This is a genomic window from Neisseria dentiae (assembly GCF_024580525.1).
Taxonomy (GTDB): domain Bacteria; phylum Pseudomonadota; class Gammaproteobacteria; order Burkholderiales; family Neisseriaceae; genus Neisseria; species Neisseria dentiae_A.
This window is the reverse complement of the sequence record NZ_JANIKQ010000001.1, coordinates 213,918-239,051: the sequence shown is the minus strand read 5'-3', so window position 1 is coordinate 239,051 and position 25,134 is coordinate 213,918. Positions and strand designations below refer to the sequence as shown.

Annotated in this window: 29 protein-coding genes and 1 pseudogene; 18 read left to right on the top strand and 12 right to left on the bottom strand. The window is 53.5% G+C overall.

Features of this window, described 5'->3' with window-relative positions:
- Window positions 1–41 precede the first annotated feature (41 nt).
- The 13 genes and pseudogenes from NQ012_RS01235 (at window position 42) to NQ012_RS01175 (ending at window position 10,149) form a co-directional block, all read left to right on the top strand.
- Window positions 42–923, top strand: a complete 882-nt coding sequence (locus NQ012_RS01235; protein WP_257065647.1) for a prephenate dehydrogenase — start codon at window positions 42–44, stop codon at window positions 921–923.
- A 121-nt stretch (window positions 924–1,044) separates the two neighbouring features.
- The gene (locus NQ012_RS01230) at window positions 1,045–1,536 is read left to right on the top strand and encodes a disulfide bond formation protein B (RefSeq protein ID WP_257065645.1); all 492 of its coding nucleotides are present in this window, start codon (window positions 1,045–1,047) and stop codon (window positions 1,534–1,536) included.
- Between the two features lie 217 nt (window positions 1,537–1,753).
- A complete protein-coding gene (gene mscL, locus NQ012_RS01225; protein ID WP_257065643.1) occupies window positions 1,754–2,194 on the top strand; it encodes a large conductance mechanosensitive channel protein MscL in 441 nt (146 codons plus the stop codon).
- A gap of 149 nt (window positions 2,195–2,343) precedes the next feature.
- Window positions 2,344–2,970, top strand: a complete 627-nt coding sequence (trhA, locus tag NQ012_RS01220; RefSeq protein WP_257065641.1) for a PAQR family membrane homeostasis protein TrhA — start codon at window positions 2,344–2,346, stop codon at window positions 2,968–2,970.
- A 232-nt stretch (window positions 2,971–3,202) separates the two neighbouring features.
- Complete coding sequence (ptsN, locus tag NQ012_RS01215; protein ID WP_257065639.1) at window positions 3,203–3,652, top strand: PTS IIA-like nitrogen regulatory protein PtsN; 450 nt, start codon at window positions 3,203–3,205, stop codon at window positions 3,650–3,652.
- A gap of 3 nt (window positions 3,653–3,655) precedes the next feature.
- Entirely contained in the window at window positions 3,656–4,690 is a 1,035-nt protein-coding gene (hprK, locus tag NQ012_RS01210; protein ID WP_257065638.1) for an HPr(Ser) kinase/phosphatase, read from the top strand.
- On the top strand, window positions 4,671–5,525 hold the full coding sequence (rapZ, locus tag NQ012_RS01205) for an RNase adapter RapZ (protein WP_085366252.1): 855 nt from the start codon (window positions 4,671–4,673) through the stop codon (window positions 5,523–5,525). Before hprK ends, rapZ begins: the two co-directional genes overlap by 20 nt.
- A gap of 246 nt (window positions 5,526–5,771) precedes the next feature.
- Window positions 5,772–6,704, top strand: a complete 933-nt coding sequence (ylqF, locus tag NQ012_RS01200) for a ribosome biogenesis GTPase YlqF (RefSeq protein WP_257065637.1) — start codon at window positions 5,772–5,774, stop codon at window positions 6,702–6,704.
- The gene (locus tag NQ012_RS01195; protein WP_257065636.1) at window positions 6,701–7,042 is read left to right on the top strand and encodes a hypothetical protein; all 342 of its coding nucleotides are present in this window, start codon (window positions 6,701–6,703) and stop codon (window positions 7,040–7,042) included. Before ylqF ends, NQ012_RS01195 begins: the two co-directional genes overlap by 4 nt.
- 55 nt (window positions 7,043–7,097) lie before the next feature.
- A pseudogene (locus tag NQ012_RS01190) lies at window positions 7,098–7,280 on the top strand (ribosome biogenesis GTPase YlqF); the annotation flags it as partial.
- A 201-nt stretch (window positions 7,281–7,481) separates the two neighbouring features.
- Entirely contained in the window at window positions 7,482–8,309 is an 828-nt protein-coding gene (locus tag NQ012_RS01185; RefSeq protein WP_257065635.1) for a DUF5677 domain-containing protein, read from the top strand.
- A gap of 78 nt (window positions 8,310–8,387) precedes the next feature.
- Entirely contained in the window at window positions 8,388–9,014 is a 627-nt protein-coding gene (scpB, locus tag NQ012_RS01180) for an SMC-Scp complex subunit ScpB (protein ID WP_257065634.1), read from the top strand.
- A gap of 130 nt (window positions 9,015–9,144) precedes the next feature.
- Window positions 9,145–10,149 carry a pseudouridine synthase gene (locus NQ012_RS01175; protein WP_257065633.1) on the top strand — a complete coding sequence of 335 codons (1,005 nt, stop codon included), beginning with the start codon at window positions 9,145–9,147 and terminating at the stop codon, window positions 10,147–10,149.
- A 268-nt stretch (window positions 10,150–10,417) separates the two neighbouring features.
- On the opposite strand, the gene iscA is transcribed toward NQ012_RS01175, so the two are convergent.
- The 7 genes from iscA to iscR all read right to left on the bottom strand — a co-directional run bounded on the left by iscA (window position 10,418) and on the right by iscR (window position 14,709).
- Window positions 10,418–10,738: an iron-sulfur cluster assembly protein IscA gene (iscA, locus tag NQ012_RS01170; protein WP_085366285.1), complete on the bottom strand. Its 321-nt coding sequence runs from the start codon at window positions 10,736–10,738 to the stop codon at window positions 10,418–10,420.
- Window positions 10,739–11,004: 266 nt separating this feature from the next.
- Window positions 11,005–11,247 carry a recombinase RecA gene (locus NQ012_RS01165; RefSeq protein WP_257065632.1) on the bottom strand — a complete coding sequence of 81 codons (243 nt, stop codon included), beginning with the start codon at window positions 11,245–11,247 and terminating at the stop codon, window positions 11,005–11,007.
- 71 nt (window positions 11,248–11,318) lie between these two features.
- On the bottom strand, window positions 11,319–11,702 hold the full coding sequence (gene iscU, locus NQ012_RS01160) for a Fe-S cluster assembly scaffold IscU (protein WP_257065631.1): 384 nt from the start codon (window positions 11,700–11,702) through the stop codon (window positions 11,319–11,321).
- A 343-nt stretch (window positions 11,703–12,045) separates the two neighbouring features.
- A complete protein-coding gene (locus NQ012_RS01155; protein ID WP_257065630.1) occupies window positions 12,046–12,444 on the bottom strand; it encodes a type II toxin-antitoxin system VapC family toxin in 399 nt (132 codons plus the stop codon).
- A gap of 2 nt (window positions 12,445–12,446) precedes the next feature.
- The gene (locus NQ012_RS01150) at window positions 12,447–12,692 is read right to left on the bottom strand and encodes an antitoxin (protein ID WP_257065629.1); all 246 of its coding nucleotides are present in this window, start codon (window positions 12,690–12,692) and stop codon (window positions 12,447–12,449) included.
- 323 nt (window positions 12,693–13,015) lie between these two features.
- Window positions 13,016–14,230 carry an IscS subfamily cysteine desulfurase gene (locus NQ012_RS01145; protein WP_257065628.1) on the bottom strand — a complete coding sequence of 405 codons (1,215 nt, stop codon included), beginning with the start codon at window positions 14,228–14,230 and terminating at the stop codon, window positions 13,016–13,018.
- A 29-nt stretch (window positions 14,231–14,259) separates the two neighbouring features.
- Complete coding sequence (iscR, locus tag NQ012_RS01140; RefSeq protein ID WP_257065627.1) at window positions 14,260–14,709, bottom strand: Fe-S cluster assembly transcriptional regulator IscR; 450 nt, start codon at window positions 14,707–14,709, stop codon at window positions 14,260–14,262.
- A gap of 206 nt (window positions 14,710–14,915) precedes the next feature.
- Between iscR and NQ012_RS01135 the strand changes: the two genes are divergently transcribed.
- The 3 genes from NQ012_RS01135 to hisB all read left to right on the top strand — a co-directional run bounded on the left by NQ012_RS01135 (window position 14,916) and on the right by hisB (window position 18,443).
- The gene (locus tag NQ012_RS01135; RefSeq protein ID WP_257065626.1) at window positions 14,916–16,085 is read left to right on the top strand and encodes an alpha-hydroxy acid oxidase; all 1,170 of its coding nucleotides are present in this window, start codon (window positions 14,916–14,918) and stop codon (window positions 16,083–16,085) included.
- 236 nt (window positions 16,086–16,321) lie between these two features.
- Entirely contained in the window at window positions 16,322–17,401 is a 1,080-nt protein-coding gene (hisC, locus tag NQ012_RS01130; RefSeq protein ID WP_257065624.1) for a histidinol-phosphate transaminase, read from the top strand.
- Window positions 17,402–17,501: 100 nt separating this feature from the next.
- Window positions 17,502–18,443 (top strand): imidazoleglycerol-phosphate dehydratase HisB, encoded by a 942-nt coding sequence (gene hisB / locus NQ012_RS01125; RefSeq protein ID WP_257065806.1) that lies wholly within the window; start codon window positions 17,502–17,504, stop codon window positions 18,441–18,443.
- A 183-nt stretch (window positions 18,444–18,626) separates the two neighbouring features.
- On the opposite strand, the gene NQ012_RS01120 is transcribed toward hisB, so the two are convergent.
- Both NQ012_RS01120 and NQ012_RS01115 read right to left on the bottom strand, forming a co-directional pair.
- Window positions 18,627–19,148: a hypothetical protein gene (locus NQ012_RS01120; RefSeq protein ID WP_257065622.1), complete on the bottom strand. Its 522-nt coding sequence runs from the start codon at window positions 19,146–19,148 to the stop codon at window positions 18,627–18,629.
- A 162-nt stretch (window positions 19,149–19,310) separates the two neighbouring features.
- Window positions 19,311–20,054 carry a pseudouridine synthase gene (locus NQ012_RS01115; RefSeq protein WP_257065621.1) on the bottom strand — a complete coding sequence of 248 codons (744 nt, stop codon included), beginning with the start codon at window positions 20,052–20,054 and terminating at the stop codon, window positions 19,311–19,313.
- Window positions 20,055–20,307: 253 nt separating this feature from the next.
- Here NQ012_RS01115 and NQ012_RS01105 point away from each other — a divergent pair, with 253 nt between their 5' ends.
- Window positions 20,308–21,141 carry a phosphatidylserine decarboxylase gene (locus tag NQ012_RS01105; RefSeq protein WP_257065620.1) on the top strand — a complete coding sequence of 278 codons (834 nt, stop codon included), beginning with the start codon at window positions 20,308–20,310 and terminating at the stop codon, window positions 21,139–21,141.
- A gap of 338 nt (window positions 21,142–21,479) precedes the next feature.
- Here NQ012_RS01105 and NQ012_RS01100 read toward each other — a convergent pair whose 3' ends face one another.
- Together NQ012_RS01100 and ygfZ are read right to left on the bottom strand one after the other, a co-directional pair.
- Window positions 21,480–22,031, bottom strand: a complete 552-nt coding sequence (locus NQ012_RS01100) for a DUF4442 domain-containing protein (protein WP_257065619.1) — start codon at window positions 22,029–22,031, stop codon at window positions 21,480–21,482.
- 17 nt (window positions 22,032–22,048) lie between these two features.
- The gene (gene ygfZ / locus NQ012_RS01095; protein WP_257065617.1) at window positions 22,049–22,906 is read right to left on the bottom strand and encodes a CAF17-like 4Fe-4S cluster assembly/insertion protein YgfZ; all 858 of its coding nucleotides are present in this window, start codon (window positions 22,904–22,906) and stop codon (window positions 22,049–22,051) included.
- A 287-nt stretch (window positions 22,907–23,193) separates the two neighbouring features.
- Here ygfZ and NQ012_RS01090 point away from each other — a divergent pair, with 287 nt between their 5' ends.
- Window positions 23,194–24,117, top strand: coding sequence for an AEC family transporter (locus NQ012_RS01090; protein ID WP_257065616.1), 924 nt, complete (start codon window positions 23,194–23,196; stop codon window positions 24,115–24,117).
- Between the two features lie 448 nt (window positions 24,118–24,565).
- Here the strand turns inward: NQ012_RS01090 and NQ012_RS01085 are convergent, their stop codons facing one another.
- Window positions 24,566–25,126 (bottom strand): YagU family protein, encoded by a 561-nt coding sequence (locus NQ012_RS01085; protein ID WP_257065615.1) that lies wholly within the window; start codon window positions 25,124–25,126, stop codon window positions 24,566–24,568.
- Window positions 25,127–25,134: the final 8 nt, after the last annotated feature.

The following is a 25,134-nucleotide window of genomic DNA, read 5'->3' as shown; positions in this document are numbered from 1 at the left end:
TGATGCCTTTCAACCCGCACCCGACGGCAATATTCACGGTTATGACTGCACATTCCGCCCCCAAAAACATCACCCTTATCGGCGTCGGCCTGATAGGCGGCTCGTTTGTGCTCGATTTGAAACACAAAGGGTTGGCGGGCACAGTAACGGGCATCGACCTTAACCGCAGCAATCTCGACCGCGCGTTGGAGCGCAAAGTAATCGACCGCGCGTTTGATCATATTTGCGCCGAAGCCGTCGGCGGGGCGGATTTGGTGGTGGTGGCCACGCCCGTCGCCACTTTGCCGGCCGTGTGCGCGGAACTGGCGCCGTTGCTTGACGGCCATACCGTGATAACCGACGTGGGCAGCACCAAACAGTCGGCAATCGACGCGTTCAGGCAATATCTGCCGCAACAGCTGCCGCGCTGCATCGCCGCCCACCCGATTGCCGGTTCCGACCGCAGCGGCGCATTGGCGGCGCAGTTCGGGCTGTTTCAAAACAAAAAACTGATTATCTGCCCGCACGGTGCAGAAGATTCAGACGGCCTCCGCCTGGTGGAATCGCTATGGCAGGCGGTGGGGGCGCAAACCTTCCGCATGAGCGCGCGCGAGCACGATGCCGTTTTCGCCGCCGTGTCGCACCTGCCGCACCTCTTGGCCTATGCTTATGTGCACCAAATCGCCACCCATCCCGACGGCGGCGTTTATTTCGATTTCGCCGCTTCGGGCTTTAGGGACTTCACCCGCATCGCATCTAGCCATCCCGCCATCTGGGCCGACATCTGTATGGCCAACAAACACAGTCTGCTCGCATTGCTCGACGGTCAGCAGCAGCAGCTTACCGCCTTGAAAACCATGCTCGAAGCGGGCGACGCCGCCGCACTTTACCGTTATTTCGAAGAGGCCAAGCAGGCGCGCGACGATTGGGCGGCGGTGCAATAAAACGGCGGCAGCCGCGCGGGCGGTATCGGGCAGGCCGTCTGAAAGCGTACCGCGCCCGCCGGCAGGCGGTGCTTTCTCTTGAAACCTATCGCAATCGGGCCTGCCCGATACGGAGCCATTTATGAATCTTTTCCGCAAAACCTTATGGGCGGTGGTGCTGCTTTCGGTCTGCACAGCCATAGGTTCGTTTTATTCGCAATACGTTATGGGGCTGAACCCCTGTGTGTTGTGTATTTTGCAGCGTTTATCGGTGTTGGCCGTCGGCATAACGGCGCTGCCGGCTGCGTTGTGCAGGCAGAAGAGCAGGGCGGGGCGTATGTTCGGCGCGCTGTTGGTGAGCGTGCCGGCCGTGTATGGCGCGGGCGTGGCGGTGTATCAAATGTATATCCAAAGCCTGCCGCCGGGTACTGCCCCGGCCTGCGGCGCACCGTGGACGTTCCGCCTGCGCGATTGGCCGCTGTTCGATTTATACGAGCCGGTTATCCGAGGTTTCGGCGACTGCGCCGTGCCCGATTATTTCTTCGGCGTGCCGCTGCCGGTGTGGAGCGTATTGTATTTCGGTTTTGTGTTGCTGCTGGTGTGGGGAAGCTGGCTGAAAAGCCGCTCGCTTTAATGCAAGTTAACTGCGGTAAAAAAGTTACACTTATTGTTAAACGGTATTTTTTACACCCGAGCGGGAACTAAAATTGCTGTTTTGTATCTAAAATACAAAATTTAACTATGTTATACATACCATTACAATAAATCCAGTACCATGCGCGGTCTTGTTTTTTGAAACACGATTTTTTTAACACTTCACACATTTTTTGAGTTTTTAGAAAGGAAGTATTATGTCTTTGGCAAAAGAATTTAAAGAGTTTATTATGCGCGGTAACGTTATCGACCTCGCGGTCGGTATGGTTATCGGTACGGCGTTCAGCGGCATCGTAAAATCTTTGGTTGACGATGTGATTATGCCCCCCATCGGTATTCTGATCGGCGGCGTGGATTTCTCGAATCTGTTCATCACCCTGAAAGACGGCGCCAACGCCCCCGAAGCCGGCTACTCTACTTTGGCTGCCGCGCAAGCCGCCGGTGCGGTTACTCTGAACATCGGTCTGTTTATCAACACCATTATCAGCTTCCTGATTATCGCTGCTGCCATTTTCGTGGTAATCAAAATGATCAACAAACTGAAACGCGAAGCCCCGGCTGCCGAAGAAGCACCGGCCGAGCCTTCTGAAGAAGTGTTGCTGTTGCGCGAAATCCGCGACTCTCTGAGCAAAAAATAATATTTGCTTAAACGATATTCAGGCCGTCTGAACATTTTCAGACGGCCTGGTTTTTTTATCAAGCCTTTAACCCGATTTAATCATAGCCGGCTGCACGCTTGGCGCAGAATGCAGTAAACTGGCAGATCTTTCAAATAAGAATTATTACGATGTACGCAGGCGAAAGATTTAACGCATACAGCCATCTGGCCGGCGCGGTGCTGGCCGTGGCCGGGCTGGTGCTGCTTTTGGTTAAGGCAGCAGGCACGCTTGACGTGTATAAAATCGTCAGCGCGGCTGCTTACGGCACCTGCCTGATTGTGCTGTATGCCGGTTCCACCATTTACCACAGCGTGCCGCAGCCCAAAGTGAAAGCGGTGCTGCAAAAAGTGGACCATTGCGCCATTTATCTTTTGATTGCAGGCAGTTATACGCCGTTTACGCTGGTGTCGCTGCACGGCGCATGGGGCTGGTCGCTGTTCGGCGTATCGTGGGGGTTGGCCGTGTTCGGCATCGCCCAAGAGCTGACCATAGGCCGCAAAAGCGAAAAGCGGCTGCTTTCGATGATACTGTATGTGCTGATGGGCTGGCTGGTGCTGGTGGCGATTTACCCGCTGGCCAAAAGCCTGCCGCCGGAAGGGCTGTTTTGGCTGGTGTTGGGCGGCCTGCTTTACAGTGCGGGGATTTATTGGTTTGTGAACGACGAAAAAATCAAACACGGCCACGGTATCTGGCATTTGTTTGTGCTCGGCGGCAGTTTGGCGCAGTTTGTTTGCGTGTATTTTTATGTGATTTAACATCCGTTATATCGGCGCGTAATGAAAACACCCGGGCCGTCTGAAACCGCAGCAAGGTTTCAGACGGCCCGGGTGTTTGAATATGACTTGGTTATAAGTGGCTGAATTGTTTAAAAATAAATAGTTAAAGAGCGGCGCGGAATTATGTAAAGCAGGGCTGAAAAATTTGAGATTTGACCCAACAGTAGGTACAATCCGCATCTGTTTTGCTTACATAAGTTAAGAGATTGATATGAGCCTGATCAGCGAAATCTTGCCTTTATCCCATATTGAGCTGGATTTGGAAGTCAGCAGTAAAAAGCGCGTGTTCGAGCAGGCGGGGCTGTTGTTGGAAAACGAAGCCGGATTGGCGCGGGCCGATGTGTTCGACTGCCTGTTTGCGCGCGAAAAGCTCGGCACCACCGGCTTGGGGCAGGGCGTAGCGATTCCGCACGGCCGTCATGCTTCGGTAAAAAAAGCGGTGGGCGCGTTTATCCGCACTAAAGAGCCGGTGCCTTTCGATGCGCCCGACGGCAAGCCGGTTTCGTTGATTTTCGTTTTGCTGGTGCCTGAAAACGCCACCGGCGAGCATTTGGAAGTGTTGTCGAAACTCGCCGGCCGGTTTTCGCAGAAATCCGTGCGCGAGGCTTTATCGGTTGCCGCATCGCCCGAAGAAGTGCAGCGGCTTTTGAGCGAAGAGTAAGTTATGCCCAGTATTTCCGTCCGCCGCCTGTATCAGGACAACCAGCACAAGCTGCAACTGGCTTGGGCGGCCGGTACGGCGGGAGCCGACAACCGCATCGGCATCAAGGCCGACAAGCCCGTTTTGGCGCTGGTCGGCCATTTGAATTTTATCCACCCCAACCAAGTGCAGGTAATCGGCGTGGCCGAAGCCGAATTTCTGAAGCGCATGGAAGAGGGGGTCGACAACCTCAGCGACCTGAGCACGATGGTGGACAAAACCCGCCCCATGCGCCAGGTGCAGGCAAATGGCAACCCCGAAGAGAGCTTCGGCGCGCTGTTTGATATTCCCATGTCGGTGGTGATTGTGGCCAACGGCCTGCCCGTGTCGCCCATGCTGCGCGACTACTGCCATACCAACAATATCCCGCTGCTCACGTCCAAACTGGAAAGCCCGCATTTGATGGACGTGCTGCGGATTTACCTGCAACGCACGCTGGCGGTTTCCACCGTGAAGCACGGCGTGTTTCTCGATGTGTTTGAAATCGGCGTGCTGATTACCGGCCAATCCGGCCTGGGTAAAAGTGAGCTGGCGTTGGAACTCATTTCGCGCGGGCACAGTCTGATTGCCGACGATGCGGTCGAACTTTACCGCACAGGCCCCGAAACGCTCGACGGCCGCTGCCCGCCCATGCTGAAAGACTTTCTCGAAGTGCGCGGGCTGGGGGTGTTGAACATCCGCCATATTTTCGGCGAAACGTCTATCCGCCCCAAAAAAATCCTTCAATTAATCATTAATTTGGTTGCCGCCGACGATGACTACATGAAACGGCTCGACCGTTTGAGCATCCGTTCGGAAACCGAATCCATTTTAGATGTCAGCGTGCGCTCGGTTACCCTGCCCGTGGCGGTGGGCCGCAACCTGGCCGTATTGGTCGAAGCCGCCGTGCGCAACTATATTTTGCAGTTGCGCGGCAAAGACAGCACCAAAGAATTTTTGGAACGCCACCAAAGCATGCTGAAAGAAAACGAAACCAGCCATGAAAATAGTATTGATTAGCGGGCTTTCCGGCTCGGGAAAGTCTGTTGCGCTCAAACTTCTGGAAGATTTGGGCTACTACTGCGTCGATAACCTGCCCATCAAACTCCTGCCCGATCTGGTGGCCTACCATGCCGAGAGCAGCGAAGTCACCCAATTGGGCATCAGCATAGATATCCGCTCGCGCATCGACATCAAAGAAGCGCAAACCCAAATCCAAGCCCTGCGGGAGCAGGGGCACGAAGTGGAAATTTTATTTCTCGAAGCCGAAGAAGGCGTTTTGGTGCGCCGTTTTTCGGAAACCCGCCGCAGCCACCCCCTTTCCGGCCAAACCCTGACCCTGCTGGAGAGCCTGCAACAGGAAAAAATCTGGCTGTTTCCCCTGCGCGAAGCCGCCTACTGCATCGACACTTCAAAAATGAACGCCCAGCAGCTGCGCCACACCGTGCAGCAATGGCTTAAGCATGAGCGGCAGGGCCTGCTGGTGATTTTGGAATCGTTCGGCTTCAAATACGGCGTGCCCACCAACGTTGATTTTCTGTTCGATATGCGCAGCCTGCCCAACCCTTATTACGACACCGAACTGCGCCCATTCAACGGCATGGACAAACCGATTCAGGATTATTTGGGCAACCAGCCCGCCGTGCAGGAAATGATTAACGACATCGGTAACTTCATGAGCCGCTGGCTGCCGCAGATGCAGGTGGAAAGCCGCAGCTACGTTACCATCGGCATAGGCTGCACCGGCGGCCAGCACCGCTCGGTGTATGTGGTGGAAAAACTGGCCGAGCGCCTGCAAGGGCACTACGAACTGCTGGTGCGCCACCGTCAGCTTAACCGTTTGGCGGAACGCTGAGTTTTCAGACGGCCTTTTCCGATTTCAGGCCGTCTGAAAGCAAATCCCGCTCCGTGTTATAATGCCGCAAACATTCAGGCAGCCTGCTTTCGGGCTGCCTGATTACTATCCGACAAACGTTCCCCTAACAACTTTTCAGACGGCCTTTTATAGTGGATTAACAAGAATTGAGACCAGGCGAGGCAACGCCGTATCAGTTTTTGTTAATCCGCCGTAAGCCGCGCAACCCCGAAAGAGCAGCACACTATGGCAATCCAATGGTTTCCCGGCCACATGAACAAAGCCAAAAAGGCCATCGCCGAGCGCATCAAAAGCGTGGATATGGTAATCGAAATGCTCGACGCCCGCCTGCCCGCATCCAGCGAAAACCCCCTGCTGGCGCAGCTTTCCAAAGGCAAGCCCAAGCTTAAAATCCTCAACAAACAGGATTTGGCCGACCCCGAACGCACCGCAATTTGGCTCGAACACTACAACAGCCGCCCCGATACCCAAGCCATCGCGCTCGATTCCTCAGAAACCGCCGCCACCGCCAAAATCACCCGCGCCTGCCGCGCCATGATGCCCAACCGCGGCGGCATCGACAAACCCCTGCGCGTATTGATTTGCGGCATTCCCAACGTCGGCAAATCCACCCTGATTAACGGCATGATCGGCAAAAAATCCGCCAAAACCGGCAACGAACCCGGCATCACCAAAGCCGAACAGCGCCTGTTTCTCGCCGACGACTTTTGGCTCTACGACACCCCCGGCATGTTGTGGCCGAAAATCATCGTCGAAGAGGGTGGCTACAACCTCGCCGCCAGCGGCGCCGTCGGCCGCAACGCGCTCGACGAAGAAGAAGTCGCCCTCGAACTTTTAGACTACCTGCGCCGCCACTACCTGCCGCTGCTGCAAACGCGTTATCAGGCCGACAAAGACCCCAGCAGCCATTGGCAAGACACCGACTGGCTCGAATGGATTGCCAAAAAACGCGGCGCAGTTTTAAGCGGCGGCCGCATCAACTACCAAAAAGCCGCCGAAAACACCCTCACCGATTTCCGAGACGGCCAAATCGGGCGCATCACCTTAGAAACACCGCACCAATGGGAAAGCTGGCTGAAAGCGGCCAAACAGAAAGAAGCCGAGCTTAAAGCCGCAAGGGAAGCCAGAAAGGCAGAGAGAAAAGGAAAATCATCATGAAACCGATATTTTCCGCCGCATTATGGGCAGGCATCTTATCTTTAACCGCCTGCGCCCATTCAGACGGCCTGAACAAGCCGGCAACCGAACCATCAGAAAAGCGCGTCCGAATCTACAAATCCGACGGCTCGCGCCAATGCGAAGGCGGCGGCATCAGCCCCGAAGCCATGAAAAAAGAATTACAGGGCATACGCGTGTATGCCGCCGAAAAACAAACTCTGCACGGTATGATGTTCCCCTCCGTGTGCGGCGGCCAAACCGGCAGCATTAATGTATATACTATTGCCGAACAAGATTTATCCGAAGCCGGAAAGCGCGGGTTTAATCTATTGAAGTAGAAAGATTAGCTTATGTTTCAGCCGGGTAGGTTGGGTCATGACCCAACCTACGACTTGCTACCAAAAAGCCGCCGAAAACATCTTCACCGATTTCCGCGACGGCCAAATCAGGCGCATCACCCTGGAAACACCGAACCAATGGGAAAGCTGGCTGAAAACCGCTTGTCAAAAAGAAACCGAGCTTAAAGCCGCAAGGGAAGCTAGAAAACTGGAACGAAAAGAGCAGAAATTGCAATAGGGTGGTAAATAAGATTTCAGATGGCAGTAGAAAATAGGCCGTCTGAAAATAATCAGACTGCTTGGGTTGTTAAACATAACGAAAATTTAAAATGATAGGTTGAGTCTCTACTCAACTTGTGTGTTACTAAATATGTTTAACCAGATTTTTGAAGAATAGTTCGTTTGATAAGGTGGTTATTTTTATTAGAAAACTGATTAGATGAATACTTTACTTGGAAATAGAAGTTTTAATTCAGCTTTTAAAAGCTTTGTACGGACGAGAAAACTGGCATGTAAAATATCTAAGCTAGGTGCAGGTAGAATGTCCGAAGAAGATAGGGTATTTTGGGCTTCTGTATTATTTACAAGAATGTGCGTAATTGCTTTAAGTTTGGAGCGTTTGAATACTCATAATATTCCTGAAAAATTTATTCCTGATAATTGGGATTATGCTTCAACATTCAGTTTAACGAGAAATTTAATGGAATGTTTCCATACACTTTTTTATTTGTGTTTTGATGACATTTCTGATGAAGAGCGAAGTATGAGAAAGCAAGTTTTTAATCTACACGATATTTTTTCTCGTGAAGATATGTTTTCTTTCATTGGTCAAGATAGTTCTAATAATTTTGAAGTAAAACAGGAAATGATAGAACAAATCCGGAATAAACTTACCATGAACAGTCATTTTCAATCCTTTCCTGAAAATCTTAAAAAAGAATGCTTGAAAGGTAAAAAAGCACTTTTGCTGAGTAGAGAGCAAATTGAAGAAAAAAGTGGTAGAGATAAGCAGTTATTTAAGTTTCTTTATAAATGGTTCTCTAGTAATACACATACTTATCCTCTAGGCTTTTATCGTATGATTGACTTTGATAGAGGGATTGGGGTTAAAACGGAAGTAGAAGAACTTTATGCTGCATCTGCTATAGATGTTGCAGAAAATTATTTGGTTGCAGCAATACAGAGAATGTTCGAAATTTATTCTGACATACCTGATAAATTAAGTCCTCAAGAGCTTCAGCTTGTAGGTTGTACAGCTAAAAAGTAAATTTACAGATACATTTTTAGACTGCCTATTTTACAAAAAGGCCGCCTGAAAACCTTAACCACAAATCCCATCTAAACCATGACCGAAAAACTCCCCCCCGATGCGCTGATCGAAGCCGCGCTTTTAACCCAAACCGAGCCTTTAAGCGAAAAAACCATGCGCGAGCTGTGTGTGCCGCCGCTGTCGCAGGATAAACTGATCGATGTGCTGGCCAACCTGAAAGCACGCTGGCATAACCGCGCCCTGCAATTAACCCACACCCACGAGGGCTGGCGTTTCCAAATCGCGCAGGCGGCGTTTGAGCGGCTGGGCAGTTTGCAGGAGCAGCGTGCGCCGCGCTATTCGCGTGCGGTGATGGAAACGCTGGCGATTATCGCCTACCAGCAGCCGGTTACGCGCGGCGACATAGAGGGCATACGTGGCGTGGCGGTGTCGCAAAACGTGATGCAGACGCTGCAAGACAGGGGCTGGATTGAAATCATCGGCCACCGCGATTCGGTCGGCCGCCCCGCGCTGTGGGCCACCACTCATGTGTTTTTAAGCGATTTGCAGCTCGAAAGTTTGGAAGAGCTGCCGCCGCTGACCGAATTGGGCGAACTGGTGCTGCCCGATTTGATCGAACCGGCCGACAGTGGCGAAGAGCCGGAAACATTTGAAGAGCAGGAAACCCCTGAAAGCGGAAACGCCGATATCCGTTTGAATTAAGTTTCAGACGGCCAGGTTTCTAATAATACAGGCCGTCTGAAAAAACCTTTTTACCAACCCGACCTGCCCGCCGCAAGGCCGCAGAAGAACCGTTTTGTTCAGGCAGCAAAACGCGTTAGGAGAACCCGAAATGTCTAAAAAAACCGTAAGCAAACGCGAATTCCGCGATGGTGTGGCGGATAAGAAAAAGCCCGCCCGCAGGCCGTCTGAAAAAGTTTCAGACGGCCTCAAAGCCAAGCCGAAACGCGATCAGGGCGCCGCACCGAAAACGCAGGCGGCGCGCGCCAAAAAACTGGTGGTGCGCAACCCCAACCAAAAAATTATGGAGCGTGCCCGCGATTTGAAAGAAAAACGCGCCGATTTGGAAAGCTTCGAGCCGGTGCGCCTGCAAAAAGCGCTGGCCGCATCGGGTGTGGGTTCGCGCCGCGAAATGGAAGAATGGATTACCCAAGGCTTGGTAACGGTGAACGGCAAAACCGCGCAATTGGGCGACAAAGTGTCGCCCGACGACCAAGTGCAGGTGAAAGGCAGTGTGATCAAGCTTAAATGGCCCGACCGTCTGCCGCGCATCATTCTTTATTACAAACAGGAGGGCGAAATCGTATCGCGCGATGATCCGCAAGGGCGCGTGAGCATTTTCGACCGCCTGCCGCAGGCCGCCAGCAGCCGCTGGGTGGCCATCGGCCGCTTGGACATCAACACCAGCGGCCTGTTGATTCTTACCACCTCAGGCGAACTGGTAAACCGTTTCGCCCACCCCAGCTTTGAAGTGGAGCGCGAATACGCCGTGCGTGTGCTCGGCGAATTAACGGCCGAACAAATGAAAACGCTTACCGAAGAAGGCGTGATGCTGGAAGACGGCTTGGCGAGGGCCGAGCGTATTTACGAGCAGGGCGGCGAAGGGGCGAACAAATGGTATAACATCGTGATTAAAGAAGGCCGCAACCGCGAAGTGCGCCGCATTTTCGAGCACTTCGGCCTAACCGTCAGCCGCCTGGTGCGCGTGGGCTTCGGCCCCATCGGCCTGCCCAACCGCCTCAAGCGCGGCCAGTTTTACGAGCTGAACCCCGCCGAAGTGGCCAATATCATGAAATGGGCGGATATGCCGCTGCCCGGCAGCCGCAGGAGAAGATAAGGGTTTAAAACACGGTTAAAGGCCGTCTGAAAAGGTTTTCAGACGGCCTTTAGGTATTTTGCGAAGGTCTCGGCTTATGGATATTTGCCGAACCGGCAACACCGGCTTTGAACCGTGGTTTCCAACTGAAAGGCAACTGAAAGGCGGGGCAGGGCGTTATAGTGAAACCGCTCAAGTTTTTCATAACCGTTGCGTCATACTCGGGGCAAGCCGGATTATGGCGCATGTGTTTTTTCTTGGGTTGACACACTATGCACCGCTTGCCATGCTAAACATGGAAGCTTTCGCCGCAGCCGCATTCGTCTTTCACGTTGGGGTTTTGGAACTTAAAGCCTTCCTGCAAGCCTTCTTTGGTGTAGTCGAGTTCGGTGCCGTCGAGGTAAACGTGGCTTTTCGGGTCGACGAATACTTTCACGCCAAAGCCTTCGAATACCAAATCTTCGGGTTGCACGTCGTCGACAAATTCCAAAGTATAGGCCATGCCGGAGCAGCCGCTGGTTTTCACGCCCAAGCGGATGCCTTCGCCTTTGCCGCGTTTGGTGAGAAAGGTTTGGATATGGTTGGCGGCTTTTTCGGTTAGGGTGATCATTGTCTTTATCCTTGTGATGCCAAAATATTGCAGGTTGTGCGTCGGCCGCAACGGTTTAAACGGGCGGGTATATAGCAAGCCCTAGGGTCTGTCGACGTGACCGGCGAAGCGGTTTTTTGAGGCAAAAAACGCGTATGCAGGCAAAAAGCGCAGCAAGGTTGAACACCTTGCAAGCATTTTAGCTTCGCAAGTCCGCTTCGCTACCTAACGCGCAGACGGGGGATTTTGACCAAAAATACCGCCGTTGCGTTAATTGTCGGCAGCCCCTAGGCTTTGGTTTGCCGTTTCGCCCAAGCTACTGCGGCGGTGACGGAGGCTTTGGCCTGCGGGCTGTTTTTCCAGCAACTCGAGCCGGTTAGGGCCGCGCCTTGTTGCAGAATATCGTTAACGTCGGCGCGGGCGAGCTTGGCGGCATCGTCCAAACCCATTTGCTGCAAACGCTGCAACACGGTTTTGCCTATGCCTTTTTCGGTCAATAGGGATTGGGTTTCCGCTTCGGTAAAGGGCATGGCGATTCCTTTTTGAAACGTGTTTTCAGACGGCCTTGCGTGTTTTTAACCGTTGCAGGCCGTCTGAACGGTTAAACGCCTTTTTTCTTTTTGTAGTCGGAAACGGCGGCTTTAATCGCGTCTTCGGCCAGAATCGAGCAGTGCACTTTCACGGGCGGCAGCTCCAGCTCTTCGGCGATTTCGCTGTTTTTGATGGCCAGTGCTTCGTCGAGGCTTTTGCCTTTCACCCATTCGGTGATCAGCGAAGAAGAGGCGATGGCTGAGCCGCAGCCGTAGGTTTTGAATTTTGCGTCTTCGATAACGCCTTCGCCGTTTACTTTGATCTGCAGCTTCATCACGTCGCCGCAGGCGGGCGCGCCGACCATGCCGGTGCCGACCGATTCGTCGTTTTTGTCGAACGAGCCGACGTTGCGGGGGTTTTCGTAGTGATCGATCACTTTGTTGCTGTATGCCATGATGTGGGTTCCTTGTGTGGATTATCGGTTAGTCGGTTTCTTTTACTTCATTTAAGGCCGTCTGAAAGGAATTCAAGACGGGGTTGGGGTGTTAAGCATTTGCTAGGTTGGATTGTTAAACCCAAATTTGCAAAAAGCTTTTTATGGATTTGTTGGGTTTGCAACCCAACCTACGCTTGCTAGGGTCTGTCGACAATTGACCGGCGAAGCAGTTTTTTGAGGCAAAAACCGCGTATGCAAGGCAAAAAGCGCAGCAAGGTTGAACACCTTGCGAGCATTTTTAACGCCGCAGACGGGGGATTTTGACCAAAAATACCGCCGTTGCGTTAATTGTCGACAGACCCTAGGGCTTCGTCCAGTCTTCTACATTTAAACCGGCGATTTGCCGAAAGGCGGCATCATTGCTGACCAATACCGCGCCGACAGCCGATGCGTGTGCGGCAATCATCATATCCAGCGGGGCGAGGCTTTTGCCTGCCTGCTCGGCCTGTGCTTTAAATTTTCCGTAACGGCTGCTCGCCTGCTCATCGAACGGCAGCACGGCTACGCGCAGCAAAAATTCATGCACGGCGCGGTGCAGTTTGGCTGCATCGGGTTTTTTGGCCAAGCCATACATCAATTCGGCATGGGTAACCGCCGAGATATGCAGATCAGCCATCGGTACGCTTTGCAGCTTTGCCATCACATTGGGCTGCTGGCGCAGAATATGGCTTACCATATTGGTATCCAAAAGGTAAATCACGGTTATTCCTGCCAGTCTGCAAACGGATCGCGCTGCTGTGCGGCGGTATCGCGCTCGATGACGTCGTGTTCGGACAGTTCTGCGGCGGCGGCGATAAAGCTCTGCCAATCGCTCGGGCGTTGCGACAAAATCACGTCGCCCGTGGCTTCGTCGCGGCGGATATACACTTCGTCGCCCGAAAAGCGGAACGCCGCAGGCAGCCGCACGGCTTGGCTGCGGCCGTTTTGAAACAGTTTGGCGGTTTGCATGATGCGCTCCTTTTTAAGGTTTTTGCGGATTTAAAGTCTAACAAGCTAAGCGGTAGTTATCAAGATATATATCATTTAGAGGGCGTTTTTCAGACGGCCTTTTAAAGGGTTGTTGGGTTTTCAACTCAACCTACGCTTACTTGCTATGCTATACTGATAGCAGACTCTTTAAGGAGCAATCATGGCACTATTAATAAAAATAGTGTTATTCATGATGCTTGCTAGGGAACCTCAGATGGTTGAAAAATTACCAAATGCGCTACCTTGCATTGTCATTGTGAAATGACCAACCAGAGACCGACTTTGGTTGGTCTTTTTTTATGTCAATGTTCCGCCCATTCTACGGTATTCAAATCAATCCCTTCTTTAAACATCTCCCATAAGGGCGAGAGTTCGCGCAGTTTGCCGATTTTCGATTTGATCAGTTCGGCGGCGAATTTCACTTCTTCTTCGGTGGTCATGCGGCCGAAGGTGATGCGCAGGGAAGAGTGGGCGAGTTCGTCGTTGCGGCCGAGAGCGCGTAAAACGTAGCTGGGTTCCAACGAGGCGGAAGTGCAGGCGGAGCCGCTGGATACGGCCAGTTCTTTCACGGCCATAATCAGGCTTTCGCCTTCGACGAAGTTGAAGCTCACGTTGAGGTTGGTGGGCACGCGCTGTTCCAAATCACCGTTGATATACACTTCTTCGATGCCTTCAATGCCTTTTAGGAACAGTTCGCGCAGTTTGAGGGCATGGGAGCGGTCTTGCTCCAATTCTTCGCGGGCAAGGCGGAAGGCTTCGCCCATGCCGACGATTTGGTGGGTGGCCAAGGTGCCCGAGCGGAAGCCGCGCTCGTGGCCGCCGCCGTGCATTTGGGCTTCGAGGCGCACGCGCGGTTTGCGGCGCACATACAGGGCGCCGATGCCTTTGGGGCCGTAGATTTTGTGGGCGGAAAGGCTGAGCAGGTCGACTTTGGCGGCTTCCACGTCAATCGGGGTTTTGCCGGCGGCTTGGGCGGCATCGACGTGGAAGACGATTTTGTTTTCGCGGCAGATTTCGCCGATGGCGGGAATATCTTGGATCACGCCGATTTCGTTGTTGACCCACATCACGGAAATCAGGATGGTGTCGTCGCGGATGGCGGCTTTGAGTTCGTTTAAATCAATCAAGCCGTTTTCCTGCACGCCCAGATAGGTTACTTCAAAGCCCTGGCGTTCGAGTTCGCGCATGGTGTCGAGCACGGCTTTGTGTTCGGTTTTCACGGTGATGAGGTGTTTGCCTTTGCTTTTGTAGAACTGCGCCGCGCCTTTGATGGCGAGGTTGTTGGATTCGGTGGCGCCGCTGGTGAACACGATTTCTTTGGCGTCGGCGTTAATCAGTTTGGCGATTTCGGCGCGGGCGTTTTCTACCGCTTCTTCGGCCGTCCAGCCGAAGCTGTGGCTGTTGGAGGCGGGGTTGCCGAACTGTTCGGTTAAATAAGGAATCATTTTGGCGGCCACGCGCGGGTCGACGGGGGTGGTGGCGGCGTAATCGAGGTAAATCGGGGTTTTGATGGTCATGGTTGGGTTCTTTCTTGATTTATGGGTTTTTAATGAATGTGGGTGTGGGAGAAGTCCACTATTTGGGCATGACCGGCGTTTTTGCGGTCGATAATGCTTTGCAGGGTAACGCTGCTGAGGTAGTTGTGGATGGTTTTGTTTAAGTTTTCCCACAGTTCGTGGGTAAGGCAGGGCGAGCCTTTGTGGCAGTCGGCCTTGCTGCTGCATTGGGTGGCATCCAAACAGTCTTCGGCGGCGGCGATGATTTGGGCGATGTTGATTTCGGTTGCGGGGGCGGCCAGAATGTAGCCGCCGCCGGGGCCGCGCAGGCTTTCCACCAGCTCGGCGCGGCGCAGCTTGCTGAAAAGCTGTTCTAAATAGGAAAGGGAAATATGCTGCCGCTCGCTGATGGCGCTGAGCTTCACGGCGCCGTTTTGGGCGTTGAGCGCCAAATCTATCATGGCGGTAACGGCAAACCGCCCTTTTGTGGTGAGTCGCATGGCAGTTGTTGGTATTGTGGTGGTTGTGTCCGGCGGATTGTCTAATATCTGAGTGTTTTAGTCAAGTATATGTTTTCAGACGGCCCCGGGTGTTTGATATATCCGGCAGCTTGGTGTAAATTGATAAAAGTTCTCAAATGGCGGCAGGGTTAAGGCCGTCTGAAAAGTATAAATAAATCAACATGGTTTTTAAGGTGGAGACTAAGATGAAACGTGATTTGAGCAAGATGACCTGCATCGAAGACCTGCGCCGCGTTGCCAAGCGCAAGGTGCCGAAAATGTTTTACGACTATGCCGATTCGGGTTCGTGGTCGGAAACCACTTACCGCGAAAACACTTCGGATTTCAAAAACATAAAGTTCCGCCAGCGCGTGTTGGTGGATATGGAAGGCCGCAGCCTGGCCACCAAGATGATCGGGCAGGATGTGAAAATGCCGGTGGCCATCGCGCCGACGGGCTTTACCGGTATGCAGCACGCCGACGGCGAAATTCTGGCCGCCCGCGCCGCCGAAAAATTCGGCATACCGTTTTCGCTTTCCACCATGTCGATTTGTTCGATTGAGGATGTGGCCGAAAACACCAGTGCGCCGTTTTGGTTTCAGCTTTATGTGATGCGCGACCGCGAGTTTATGGAAAACCTGATTAAGCGCGCGCAGGCGGCGAACTGTTCGGCGCTGATTCTTACCGCCGATTTGCAGGTGCTCGGCCAGCGCCACAAAGACATCAAAAACGGCCTTTCGGCGCCGCCGAAACCCACGCTCGCCAACTTAATCAATCTGGCCACCAAGCCCGAGTGGTGCCTGAAAATGCTCAACACCGAGCGGCGCACGTTCCGCAATATCGTCGGCCATGCCAAAAACGTGGGCGATTTGTCGTCGCTTTCTTCGTGGACTTCCGAACAGTTCGACCCGCGCTTAAGCTGGGATGACGTTGCACGCATCAAGGATTTGTGGGGCGGCAAGCTGATTATCAAAGGCATTATGGAGCCGGAAGATGCCGAGCTGGCCGTGAAGAGCGGGGCGGACGCCATCGTGGTTTCCAACCACGGCGGCCGCCAGCTCGACGACACCGTTTCCACCATCAAAGCCCTGCCCGATATTGTGGGCGCGGTGGGCAGCAATATCGAAGTGTGGCTCGACAGCGGCATCCGCAGCGGGCAGGATATCCTCAAAGCGTGGGCGCTCGGCGCGCGCGGCACCATGATAGGGCGGGCCTTTCTCTACGGCTTGGGCGCATACGGCGAAGAGGGCGTAACCCGCGCGCTGGAGATTCTATACAAAGAAATGGATATTTCGATGGCATTTACCGGCCACCGCGATATTCATCATGTAAACAAAGATATTCTGGTAAAAGGCACTTATCCCGAAGCGGATTGAGTGAAGTTGCCGAACAGGCCGTCTGAAAAGATTTTTTCAGACGGCCTGTTAATGTTTTGGCTGTTATCAGCCTCATCTACAGATTTCTTTAAATAAACCTGTAAAAAATTAAAGCAAAACATTAACTGTTGGTAAATAAAACATGTTATATTTAGCAAAAATTTATGCAGAAAACCTGAACATCTGCCGGGCGCATATTTCTAAAGCTGCGCACCGGCTTACACAGAAGCCACGATATGACTGCCGTTTCCGATTTGATCCGTTCCGATATTAAAGCCTTAACCGCCTACCAGGTGGCCGATTTGCCTGAAGGCTTTATCAAACTCGATGCAATGGAAAGCCCTTACCATCCGTTTGCAGACGATGAAGCATTATTAAACGAATGGTTATGTTTGCTGAAAAAAGCGCCGATACATCTTTATCCCAACCCCGCAACCAGCGGCCTTCAGGCGGTTTTGCGCGAAGCGTTCGGTATTCCGCAGGCGGCCGAAATTGCGTTGGGTAACGGCTCCGACGAACTGATCCAACTGATTACCATGCTGCTGGCCAAGCCCGGTGCGGCTATGCTGGCATTGGAGCCGAGCTTCGTGATGTATAAACACAATGCCGCTTTGTTCGGCATGGATTATATCGGCGTGCCGTTGAACGAAGATTTCACGCTGAATCTGCCGGCGGTGCTGGATGCCGTTGAAACGCATAACCCCGCGCTGGTTTTTATCGCCTATCCGAACAACCCCACCGGCACAGGTTTTAAGCGCGAAGAAGTGGAAGCCGTTATCCGCGCCGCCAAGGGCTTGGTGGTGGTGGACGAAGCTTACGGCGCGTTCAGCGGCGACAGCTTTCTGCCGCAGGCGGGCAGCATTGAAAATCTGGTGGTGATGCGTACCATCAGCAAAATCGGCTTTGCCGGCCTGAGAGTGGGCTATGCCTGCGGTTGTGCGGCGGTTATGCGCGAATTGGCGAAAATCGTGCCGCCCTACAATATGAACCAATTGTGTTTGGCAACGGCGAAATTCGCCCTGCAACATGCGGACAAAATCGAACGCACCACCGCCGCCCTGAAAGCCGAGCGCGAACGCCTGTTTCAAGGGCTGTCTGCCATAGGCCGTCTGAAAGCCTTTCCAAGCGAAACCAATTTCGTTACCGTGCGCGTGCCCGATGCCGACGGAGCGCACGAAACCTTAAAGCAAAATAAAATCCTGGTGAAAAAACTGCACGGTTCACATCCGCTGCTGGCCCAATGCCTGCGCCTGACCGTAGGCTCGCCGCAGCAGAACGATGCGGTTTTAAACGTTATCCGTGATTTATATGTTTAAAAAGCCGTTTGATAATGTTTTCAGACGGCATACCGGTTCGGCGTTAACGTGTTAACCCGATTTCATTAAATAAATATTGTTTGAATAGAAGGTTTGAATGATGAACAAAACCCAACTCCACCTGCACAACCTGCAACTGCTGGTTAAAGAAGCCGGTTCCATGGCCGAATTGGCACGCCGCTGCGGCTACGATAATTCCGCCTCGCTCTCGCAAATCAAGCGCCGCTTGGAGCAGCAAATCGAAGACGAAAACGGCCGCGGCATCCGCCCCTCGCTGTTGGCGAAACTCGAAGCCGGCATGGGCAAGCGCAAAGGCTGGATGAACCGCGAGCACGATCCCGAAGAAGAGCAACGCCGCAAAGAAGCCGCCGCCGCCCGTGCAGCGGCAGCCGAACAGGCGGCATTCTCCGCGCCTGCGCCCGCGCTCGATTTCAGCCATGCCGAAGGCCGTGTGGCCGTGGTCAGCCGCAACACTTGCGAAACCCAGATTACCGTGGCCATCAATCTCGACGGCACGGGCAAAAGCCGTTTCGATACCGGCGTGCCTTTCTTGGAGCATATGCTTGACCAAATCGCCCGCCACAGCCTGATCGACATCGACATCACCTGCAAGGGCGACCTGCATATCGACGACCACCACACCGTTGAAGACATCGGCATCACCTTCGGCCAGGCATTGAAACAGGCATTGGGCAACAAAGCGGGCATCCGCCGCTACGGCCATGCCTATGTGCCGCTCGACGAAGCCTTAAGCCGCGTGGTAATCGATTTGTCCGGCCGCCCCGGCTTGGTTTACAACATCGAATTCACCCGTGCCCTGATTGGCCGGTTTGATGTGGATTTGTTCAGCGAGTTTTTCACCGGCTTGGTCAACCACAGCATGATGACGCTGCATATCGACAATTTAAGCGGCAAAAATGCCCACCACCAAGCCGAAACCGTGTTCAAAGCCTTCGGCCGCGCCCTGCGCGCAGCGGTAGAGTTCGACCCGCGCATGGCCGGGCAGATGCCTTCCACCAAGGGCACGCTCACCGAAGAATAAACGGCCGGGTTTGCCGGATGTGAAAGCGTCGGGCAATATACGCAAACCGCCGGATGGGCCGTGAAGCAAAACGGCGGTTGTTTTTCCATACCCGGACTTACCCGGGTATGTTGCTGTTTGAATAAGACAAGGCCGTCTGAAAAGATTTTTTTCAGACGGCCTTGTTGCCAACCGAAACAGCGGTTAGTGGATGCTGCCTTTCAGCACCACGCGGCTGTTCCAAGTGCCGATGTGGCATTCGTATTGGTTGCCGCCGACGGTTTGTTTGTCGAAGTAGCTGGTAACGCGCACAGCCCGTTTACCTTCGCGGGCAGCGGTGGATTGGAAGCGTTTCACCGTGTTCAAAAACGCGCGTTGGCAGGTTTCTTCAGGGGTTTTGCCTACGGCGTTGGCCACTTGGCGGGATACCAGCGTTTTGCCGCCGGGATTGCCGTAAGACACGGAAATATTGGCATCCAACACTTCTTTGGCTTCGGCGGAATTCAATGCGGCGGAAGCCGAGCACATATAACCGTCGTTTTTGCCTTTGTTGTTGATTTTACGGCCTTCGCCGATGCTGCGGCAGTTGCTGCCCGCTGCGGCTTTTTCGGCTTTGGTTTGTTTCGGTTCGGCGGAAGCCTGTTGCGAAGTGCCGCTGCTGGAGCAGGCTGAAAGTGCCAAAGCTGCGGAGCAGGCCAGAAACAGGGCGGAAAGATGTTTAGCCATAAAACGTTCCTTTTCGGTGTAAATGTTTTAGAAATAGGGTGTAACGGTGTAAAGCTGTGTAATTGTACTTTATATTGTTTGAATACACCAAGCTTTAACGGGTGGTTTTTCAGACGGCCTCTGGCCGGCGTGAAACAGCCGGTTTATGTTTTTGGATAGCGTTTAAAAGGTTTCGTCGTGCCGCAGATAGCGCCATTTGCCCGGCGGCAGTCTGCCCAGTTTCACTTTGCCCATGCGGATGCGCTTGAGGCCGGTTACGCGCAGGCCGACCAGTTCGCACATGCGGCGGATTTGGCGTTTTTTGCCCTGCTTTAACACAAAACGCAGCTGGTCTTCGTTTTGCCATTCCACCTTGGCGGGTTTGAGTTTTTCGCCGTCCAGGCTTAAGCCGTGGTTGAGCAGCCTTAAGCCTTCTTCATCCAACTTACCGCGCACGCGCACGAGGTATTCTTTTTCGCTGCCGCTGTTTTCGCCGATAAGCTGTTTGGCGATGCGGCCGTCTTGTGTGAGCACCAACAGGCCGACCGAGTCGATGTCCAAACGGCCGGCGGGGGCGAGGCCGAATTTGTGTTTTTCGCTGAATTCGATGCGGCTGTCGTCGCCTTCCCAGCGGTTTTCGGGGGTGATCAGCTCAGCGGCGGATTTGTAGCCTTTTTCGGCCTGCGCGCTCACATAGCCCACGGGTTTGTTGAGCAGTATCGTTACCCGCTGCGCCTGTTTTTCATGTGCCTGTTTGTTGAGGTCGATGCGGTCGGCGGGGGTAACTTTTTGGCCGAGCACGGCGGTTTTTCCGTTCACTTTCACCCAGCCCTGCTCGATATAGCTGTCGGCTTCGCGGCGCGAGCAGAGGCCGAGTTCGGCCATGCGTTTGGAAAGGCGTAGGGGTTCTTGCGGGGAGTGGGGCATTTCAGACGGCCTGTTCGGTAAAAATAGTTATTTTATAGTGGCTTAAATTTAAAATAGTACAGCGTTGCCTCGCCTTGCCGTACTACCTGTACTGTCTGCGGCTCGGCGCCTTGTCCTATTTTAAATTTAAGCCACTATATTATAGCCGAGAAGCAGTTGCCGTTTTTGTTTTCAGACGGCCTTTTCCCTTTATATACCGTTATCGGCTATAATCCGAAACCCTTTACAGACAGATAATACAGAAGGAAGCGCTATGTCCCGTTTTTACCCGCACCCGATTATCGCCCGCGAAGGCTGGCCGTTTATCGGCGGCGGCCTGATTGCCAGTGTTTTGATAACTTTGTGGGCAGGTTGGTGGTCGCTGCCTTTCTGGCTGTTTACCGTGTTTGCATTGCAGTTTTTCCGCGATCCGGCGCGGACGGCGCCGCAGGATGCGGATGCGGTGTTAAGCCCGGTCGACGGCCGCATCGTGGTGGTGGAGCGCGCGCCCGATCCTTACCGCCAAGTGGAGTCGCTGAAAATCAGCGTGTTTATGAACGTGTTTAACGTGCACTCGCAACGCTCGCCCATCGACGGCACGGTAACGGCGGTGGAATACACGCCGGGCAAGTTTGTCAACGCCGATTTGGACAAAGCCAGCACCGAAAACGAGCGCAACGCCGTTTTGGCCACCACCCGCAGCGGCCGCGAAGTAACCTTCGTGCAGGTGGCGGGCCTGGTGGCGCGGCGGATTCTGTGCTACACGCAGACGGGCGACACGTTGCGCCGCGGCGAGCGTTACGGCTTTATCCGCTTCGGTTCGCGCGTCGATGTTTATCTGCCGACCGACGCGCAGGCGCAGGTGGCCATCGGCGACAAAGTCAGCGCCACCGAAACCATTTTGGCGCGCCTGCCGTTAACCGCACCGGAAGCGGTTGAAACGCAGCCCGCCGCAGCAGCAACGGTTGCGGCCGACATTGCGGACTATCGTGCGCAAGCGGAAGTTACTGCAACGGAAGCTTTGCCCCGCGCCGAAGTGGCGCAAACCGACATCGAAGCCTCTGCCGAGAAAGTGCGTCAAGCGGTTGAGAAAGAGTTTGGCACTTAACGCTTTAAAACAGGATTAAAATGTTCAACAGGCCGTCTGAAAAGGTGTTTCAGACGGCCTGATGTTTTCTTTCGGTATCCGCTTTGCTATCGTGCCGCAACACCTTTTATCGGCTTGAAAAATGTTCGCCATACTCGGGCCAACCCCGAGTATCTTTTTTTGGTTTTCATAAATTTTTCAAGAAAATGGACATTCGTGCCAAGCCGTCGTATGACGGTGGTTGGATATTTCAGGCGGCTGCGACAGAGTTTGCAAAGGTTTCGGCGAATAAAAATCGGCATTGTAAACAGGCCGTCTGAAAAACCTTTTCAGACGGCCTGAGTTTTTATTCTGCCTGATCAGGCAGCTTCTTTTTTCGGCCTGAACGTGGGTTTCAAACGGATATAAAGCGTGCGCTTGGCAATGGCGACGGTTTCGCCGTTTTTATCGAATACGCGCACGGGGATTTCGGGCAGGTATTTTTCGCCGTTTTTGGTGTGTTCGTAAATATCGTGCAGCATTTCGTCGGTGATGCGGCATTCGATAAACACCGCGCCGCGGCCGGGTTTGATAAAGTCGATATGGGCGGATTTGTCCCACACATAATACCGTTTGCCTATCATGCCGTTGAGCATGGCCGAGTAGGATGCGTCGGTTAGGGCGAACAGGCTGCCGCCGAATTGCGCGCCGTGTACGTTGCGGGTGCTCGACCAGTCTTTCAGGGTGGCCTTCATATAGCGGAAATCGTCGGAAAGCTCGGTGATGCGGATGCCGCTGAAAAAAAGCGGCGGCCAGAAGTTCAGCATCAGGCGCGTCCAGCGGGCGCTGTCGGTGCGTATTCTCATTTGAAACATGGTGGTGGTGCGGGCAGTGGTCGTAACGGGTTGCGGGTTTTCAGACGGCCTGAGCAACTTGCAAAGGCCGGGCCTTATTCGTTATCGGTTTTAAAAAATATTTTGCCGGTTTGCAGCGCATTGCCGTCGGCATCGGTTAAAGGGGTTTCTGCGGCGGAAAATTTAATCACGGCCAGATTGGCGCTGCCGTTGCCGGTTAAAGCGCTGTTGATGATGATGCCGGCTTCTTCGCCGCCGCTGTGCACCGCCACGCCGGCGGCTTCGAGCGAGGAGCTTTCGAGTACGGCCAAACCGCGTTTGACCTGGCCGCGGTATTGGGCGCGGGCGATGATTTCCTGCCCGGGGTAGCAGCCTTTTTTGAAATGCACGCCGCCGATGGTGTGCTGGTTGAGCATTTGGGCGACGCAGCTTTCGCTGGTGGCGGCGCTGATCCACGGATAACCGCTTTCGATTTCGTGCAGGTTCCAAGCGTTTTCAGCAGCGGCGTCGTATGCGGGCAAATCTGCCGCCGCGCCGATTTTCAGACGGCCTTGATGGGGCAGGGCGATGGTCCATACACCGTTGTTTTCTTCTGCGGCAAATGAGAGGGCAGGGCTGGCGGCAGGTTGCGGCGGGGTTTGCGGCGGCAGTTCGCAGGCGGCGGCAAAATCAGGCAGCGGCTCAAACACGGCTTTGGCGCGCAAAACAAACATACGCAGGCGTTTGGTTACGGTTTCGGCCAAATCGGCGGCCAGCGCCAGCAGCAAATCGTCGCCGCGGTTGAGCACCAGCATATTAGCAATCACGCGGCCTTTGGGGGTATTGTAGGTGGCGTAACAGGCCGAACCGGGTGGCAGATTGTTGATGTCGTTGGAAAGCTGGCCGTGCAGAAAGGCGGCGCGGTCGTCGCCGGCAACGCGGATCAGGCTGAAAAACGGTAAGCGGGTTTGCATGGCGGAAATCCTTTGTGTGCAGCCTGCATTTTAACTGCTGCGCTGTGCGGCTTAAAGGGGGCGGGCTGTTTTATAGCCTTTCAAAATAAAAATGATACAGCGCTGTTCCGCCTTGCCGTGCTGTTTGTACTGCCTGCGGCCTTGCCTCGTTTTTATTTTGCAAGGCTGTATCACCGTGGGCGCGAAAAAATCTTTGTTTGCCGATGCCTTATTTAAACGGCGGTCATAACCGTGCTCTGTTAAAATAGGGCAGATTTCCTGCGTTTTTCAGACGGCCCGGTCAGTTTATGTTTGCCATTCTTTCCATCACCGCTCCGGTGTTCATTATTATCGGCATGGGTTATTTTGCCGCCCGTTTCGACTTTTTTTCCCGCGAACAGTTTGCGGGTATGGGTAAGTTTGTTGTCCGCATCGGTATGCCGATGCTGGTGTTTTCGGCGATTGCCACGCGCCCGATTGCCGATGTGCTGAAAGCCGATTACCTCTACGGCTATGCGCTGGCATCGCTGCTGGCGTTTCTGGCGGGCTGGCTGGTGAGCCGTTGGCGCGGGCAGGATAAGGTGTTGGCGGTGCTCAACGGTTTGGGCACGGGTATGTCGAACACAGGTTTTATCGGCTATCCGCTGCTGCTGATGGCGGTGGGTACGCCCGCCGGTGTGTTTTTCGCCATGAATGCGCTGATTGAGAATATTCTGATTCTGCCGCTGATGTTCGTGTTGATCGATCTGGCCAAAGGCGGTCATGCCGATATTGCCGCCACTTTGCTGCGAATCGCCAAAAACCTGCTGAAAAATCCGATTATTATGGTGCTGCTGATTGCGCTGGTGTTTGCCGTCGGCAATATCCATGTGCCGGCGGTGCTGGAAAAACTCAGCACCATGCTGGCTTCAGCCACTTCGCCGCTGGCGCTGTTTGTGATCGGCAGCAGCCTGTATGGCTTGGAAATACGCGGCAATATCAAAGACATCAGTTTTATCGCCGCAGGCAAGCTGCTGCTGTTCCCTGCGTTGGTGGTGGCTTGTTTGTGGCTGTTCGGCGCGGATAAAGACACGCTGTTTGCCGGTGCATTGCTCGCCAGCGTGCCGATGGCGAGTATGTATGCCATTTTCGGCCAGCAATACGGTTTCGAGCGCCAAACCGCTGCCGCGATGCTGGCGGTAACGATAATTTCGTTTTTTTCGGTGTCGCTGGTTTTGCTGCTGGGGCATTGAAATGCCCACGTTGTTTTCTTTCAGACGGCATAAAATTGCGGTAAGCCTTTGGCGGATGTGGGTTTGCTGCTTTTATCCGTTTTGTCAACCGGTTAAATTTCTTTATCCACATAGGCCGTATCGGATGAAACGACCGCTGCCGCCTGAATGCTTGACAACTTAAAAATCATCATAACTTTTTGATAAATATAAACTTTACATTTGGGCTTAAATTTTGTGCAACCATGGCCGAAGCCCGATTTTTCGGGGAAAATACGCTGATTTCACAAACTTTCCACAAAGTTATCCACAGCTTTTGTGGGCAAACCGTAAAGGCTTGATTGGGTTTGTGTTTAAATGTTTGTCATAAAAAATCAAGAGGGAGAAAACAAACCGTTTGCCTTGGGTCGGGAGCAAAAAAAAGCGGGCAAAAGCCCCGCTTTTTTACATTGGTATGAAACCGCTGCGGTTAACGCTCTACCCAGTCGCCTTTAATCGGCCGTGCATAATAAGCAAGCACGGCAATCATGCACACTTCGATGGATACCGACCAATAAATATGGCCGAGAAATTCGCTGACATGTTCCGCTGCGTTGAGGTTCCACATCCAGCCTACCGCGCCGTCGGCATAGGCGGGGTTGCGGAAACCGAACATCGGAATCAGCAGCCCGTGCATCACCACGGTAATCAGAATGCCGTAAAACGCGCCGTACCACAGGCGGATTTTCGGCCAATACACCGAGCCCCACACATAAACAAAGGCGAACACGAAACTGAACAGCCAGTGATAAAGCGTTACCGCACCTAATACGCTGTTGCCCTGATACACATAATCGAGCGAATGCTGGTTGAAGCCGAGCCAGCCCAGCCAAGCGTCGATATTGGCGCCGGGCGGGGAAATTTCGCCGGGCATACGCGGCGGCATATTCACTTCGGAACCCCATTTCACCAGCGAGCTGAAAAAGCCGCCGATCAGGGTGGTCCAAAGAATTACTTTGCGGTTGGTTGGGGAAGCGCATAATTTGGTCATACTTTAAA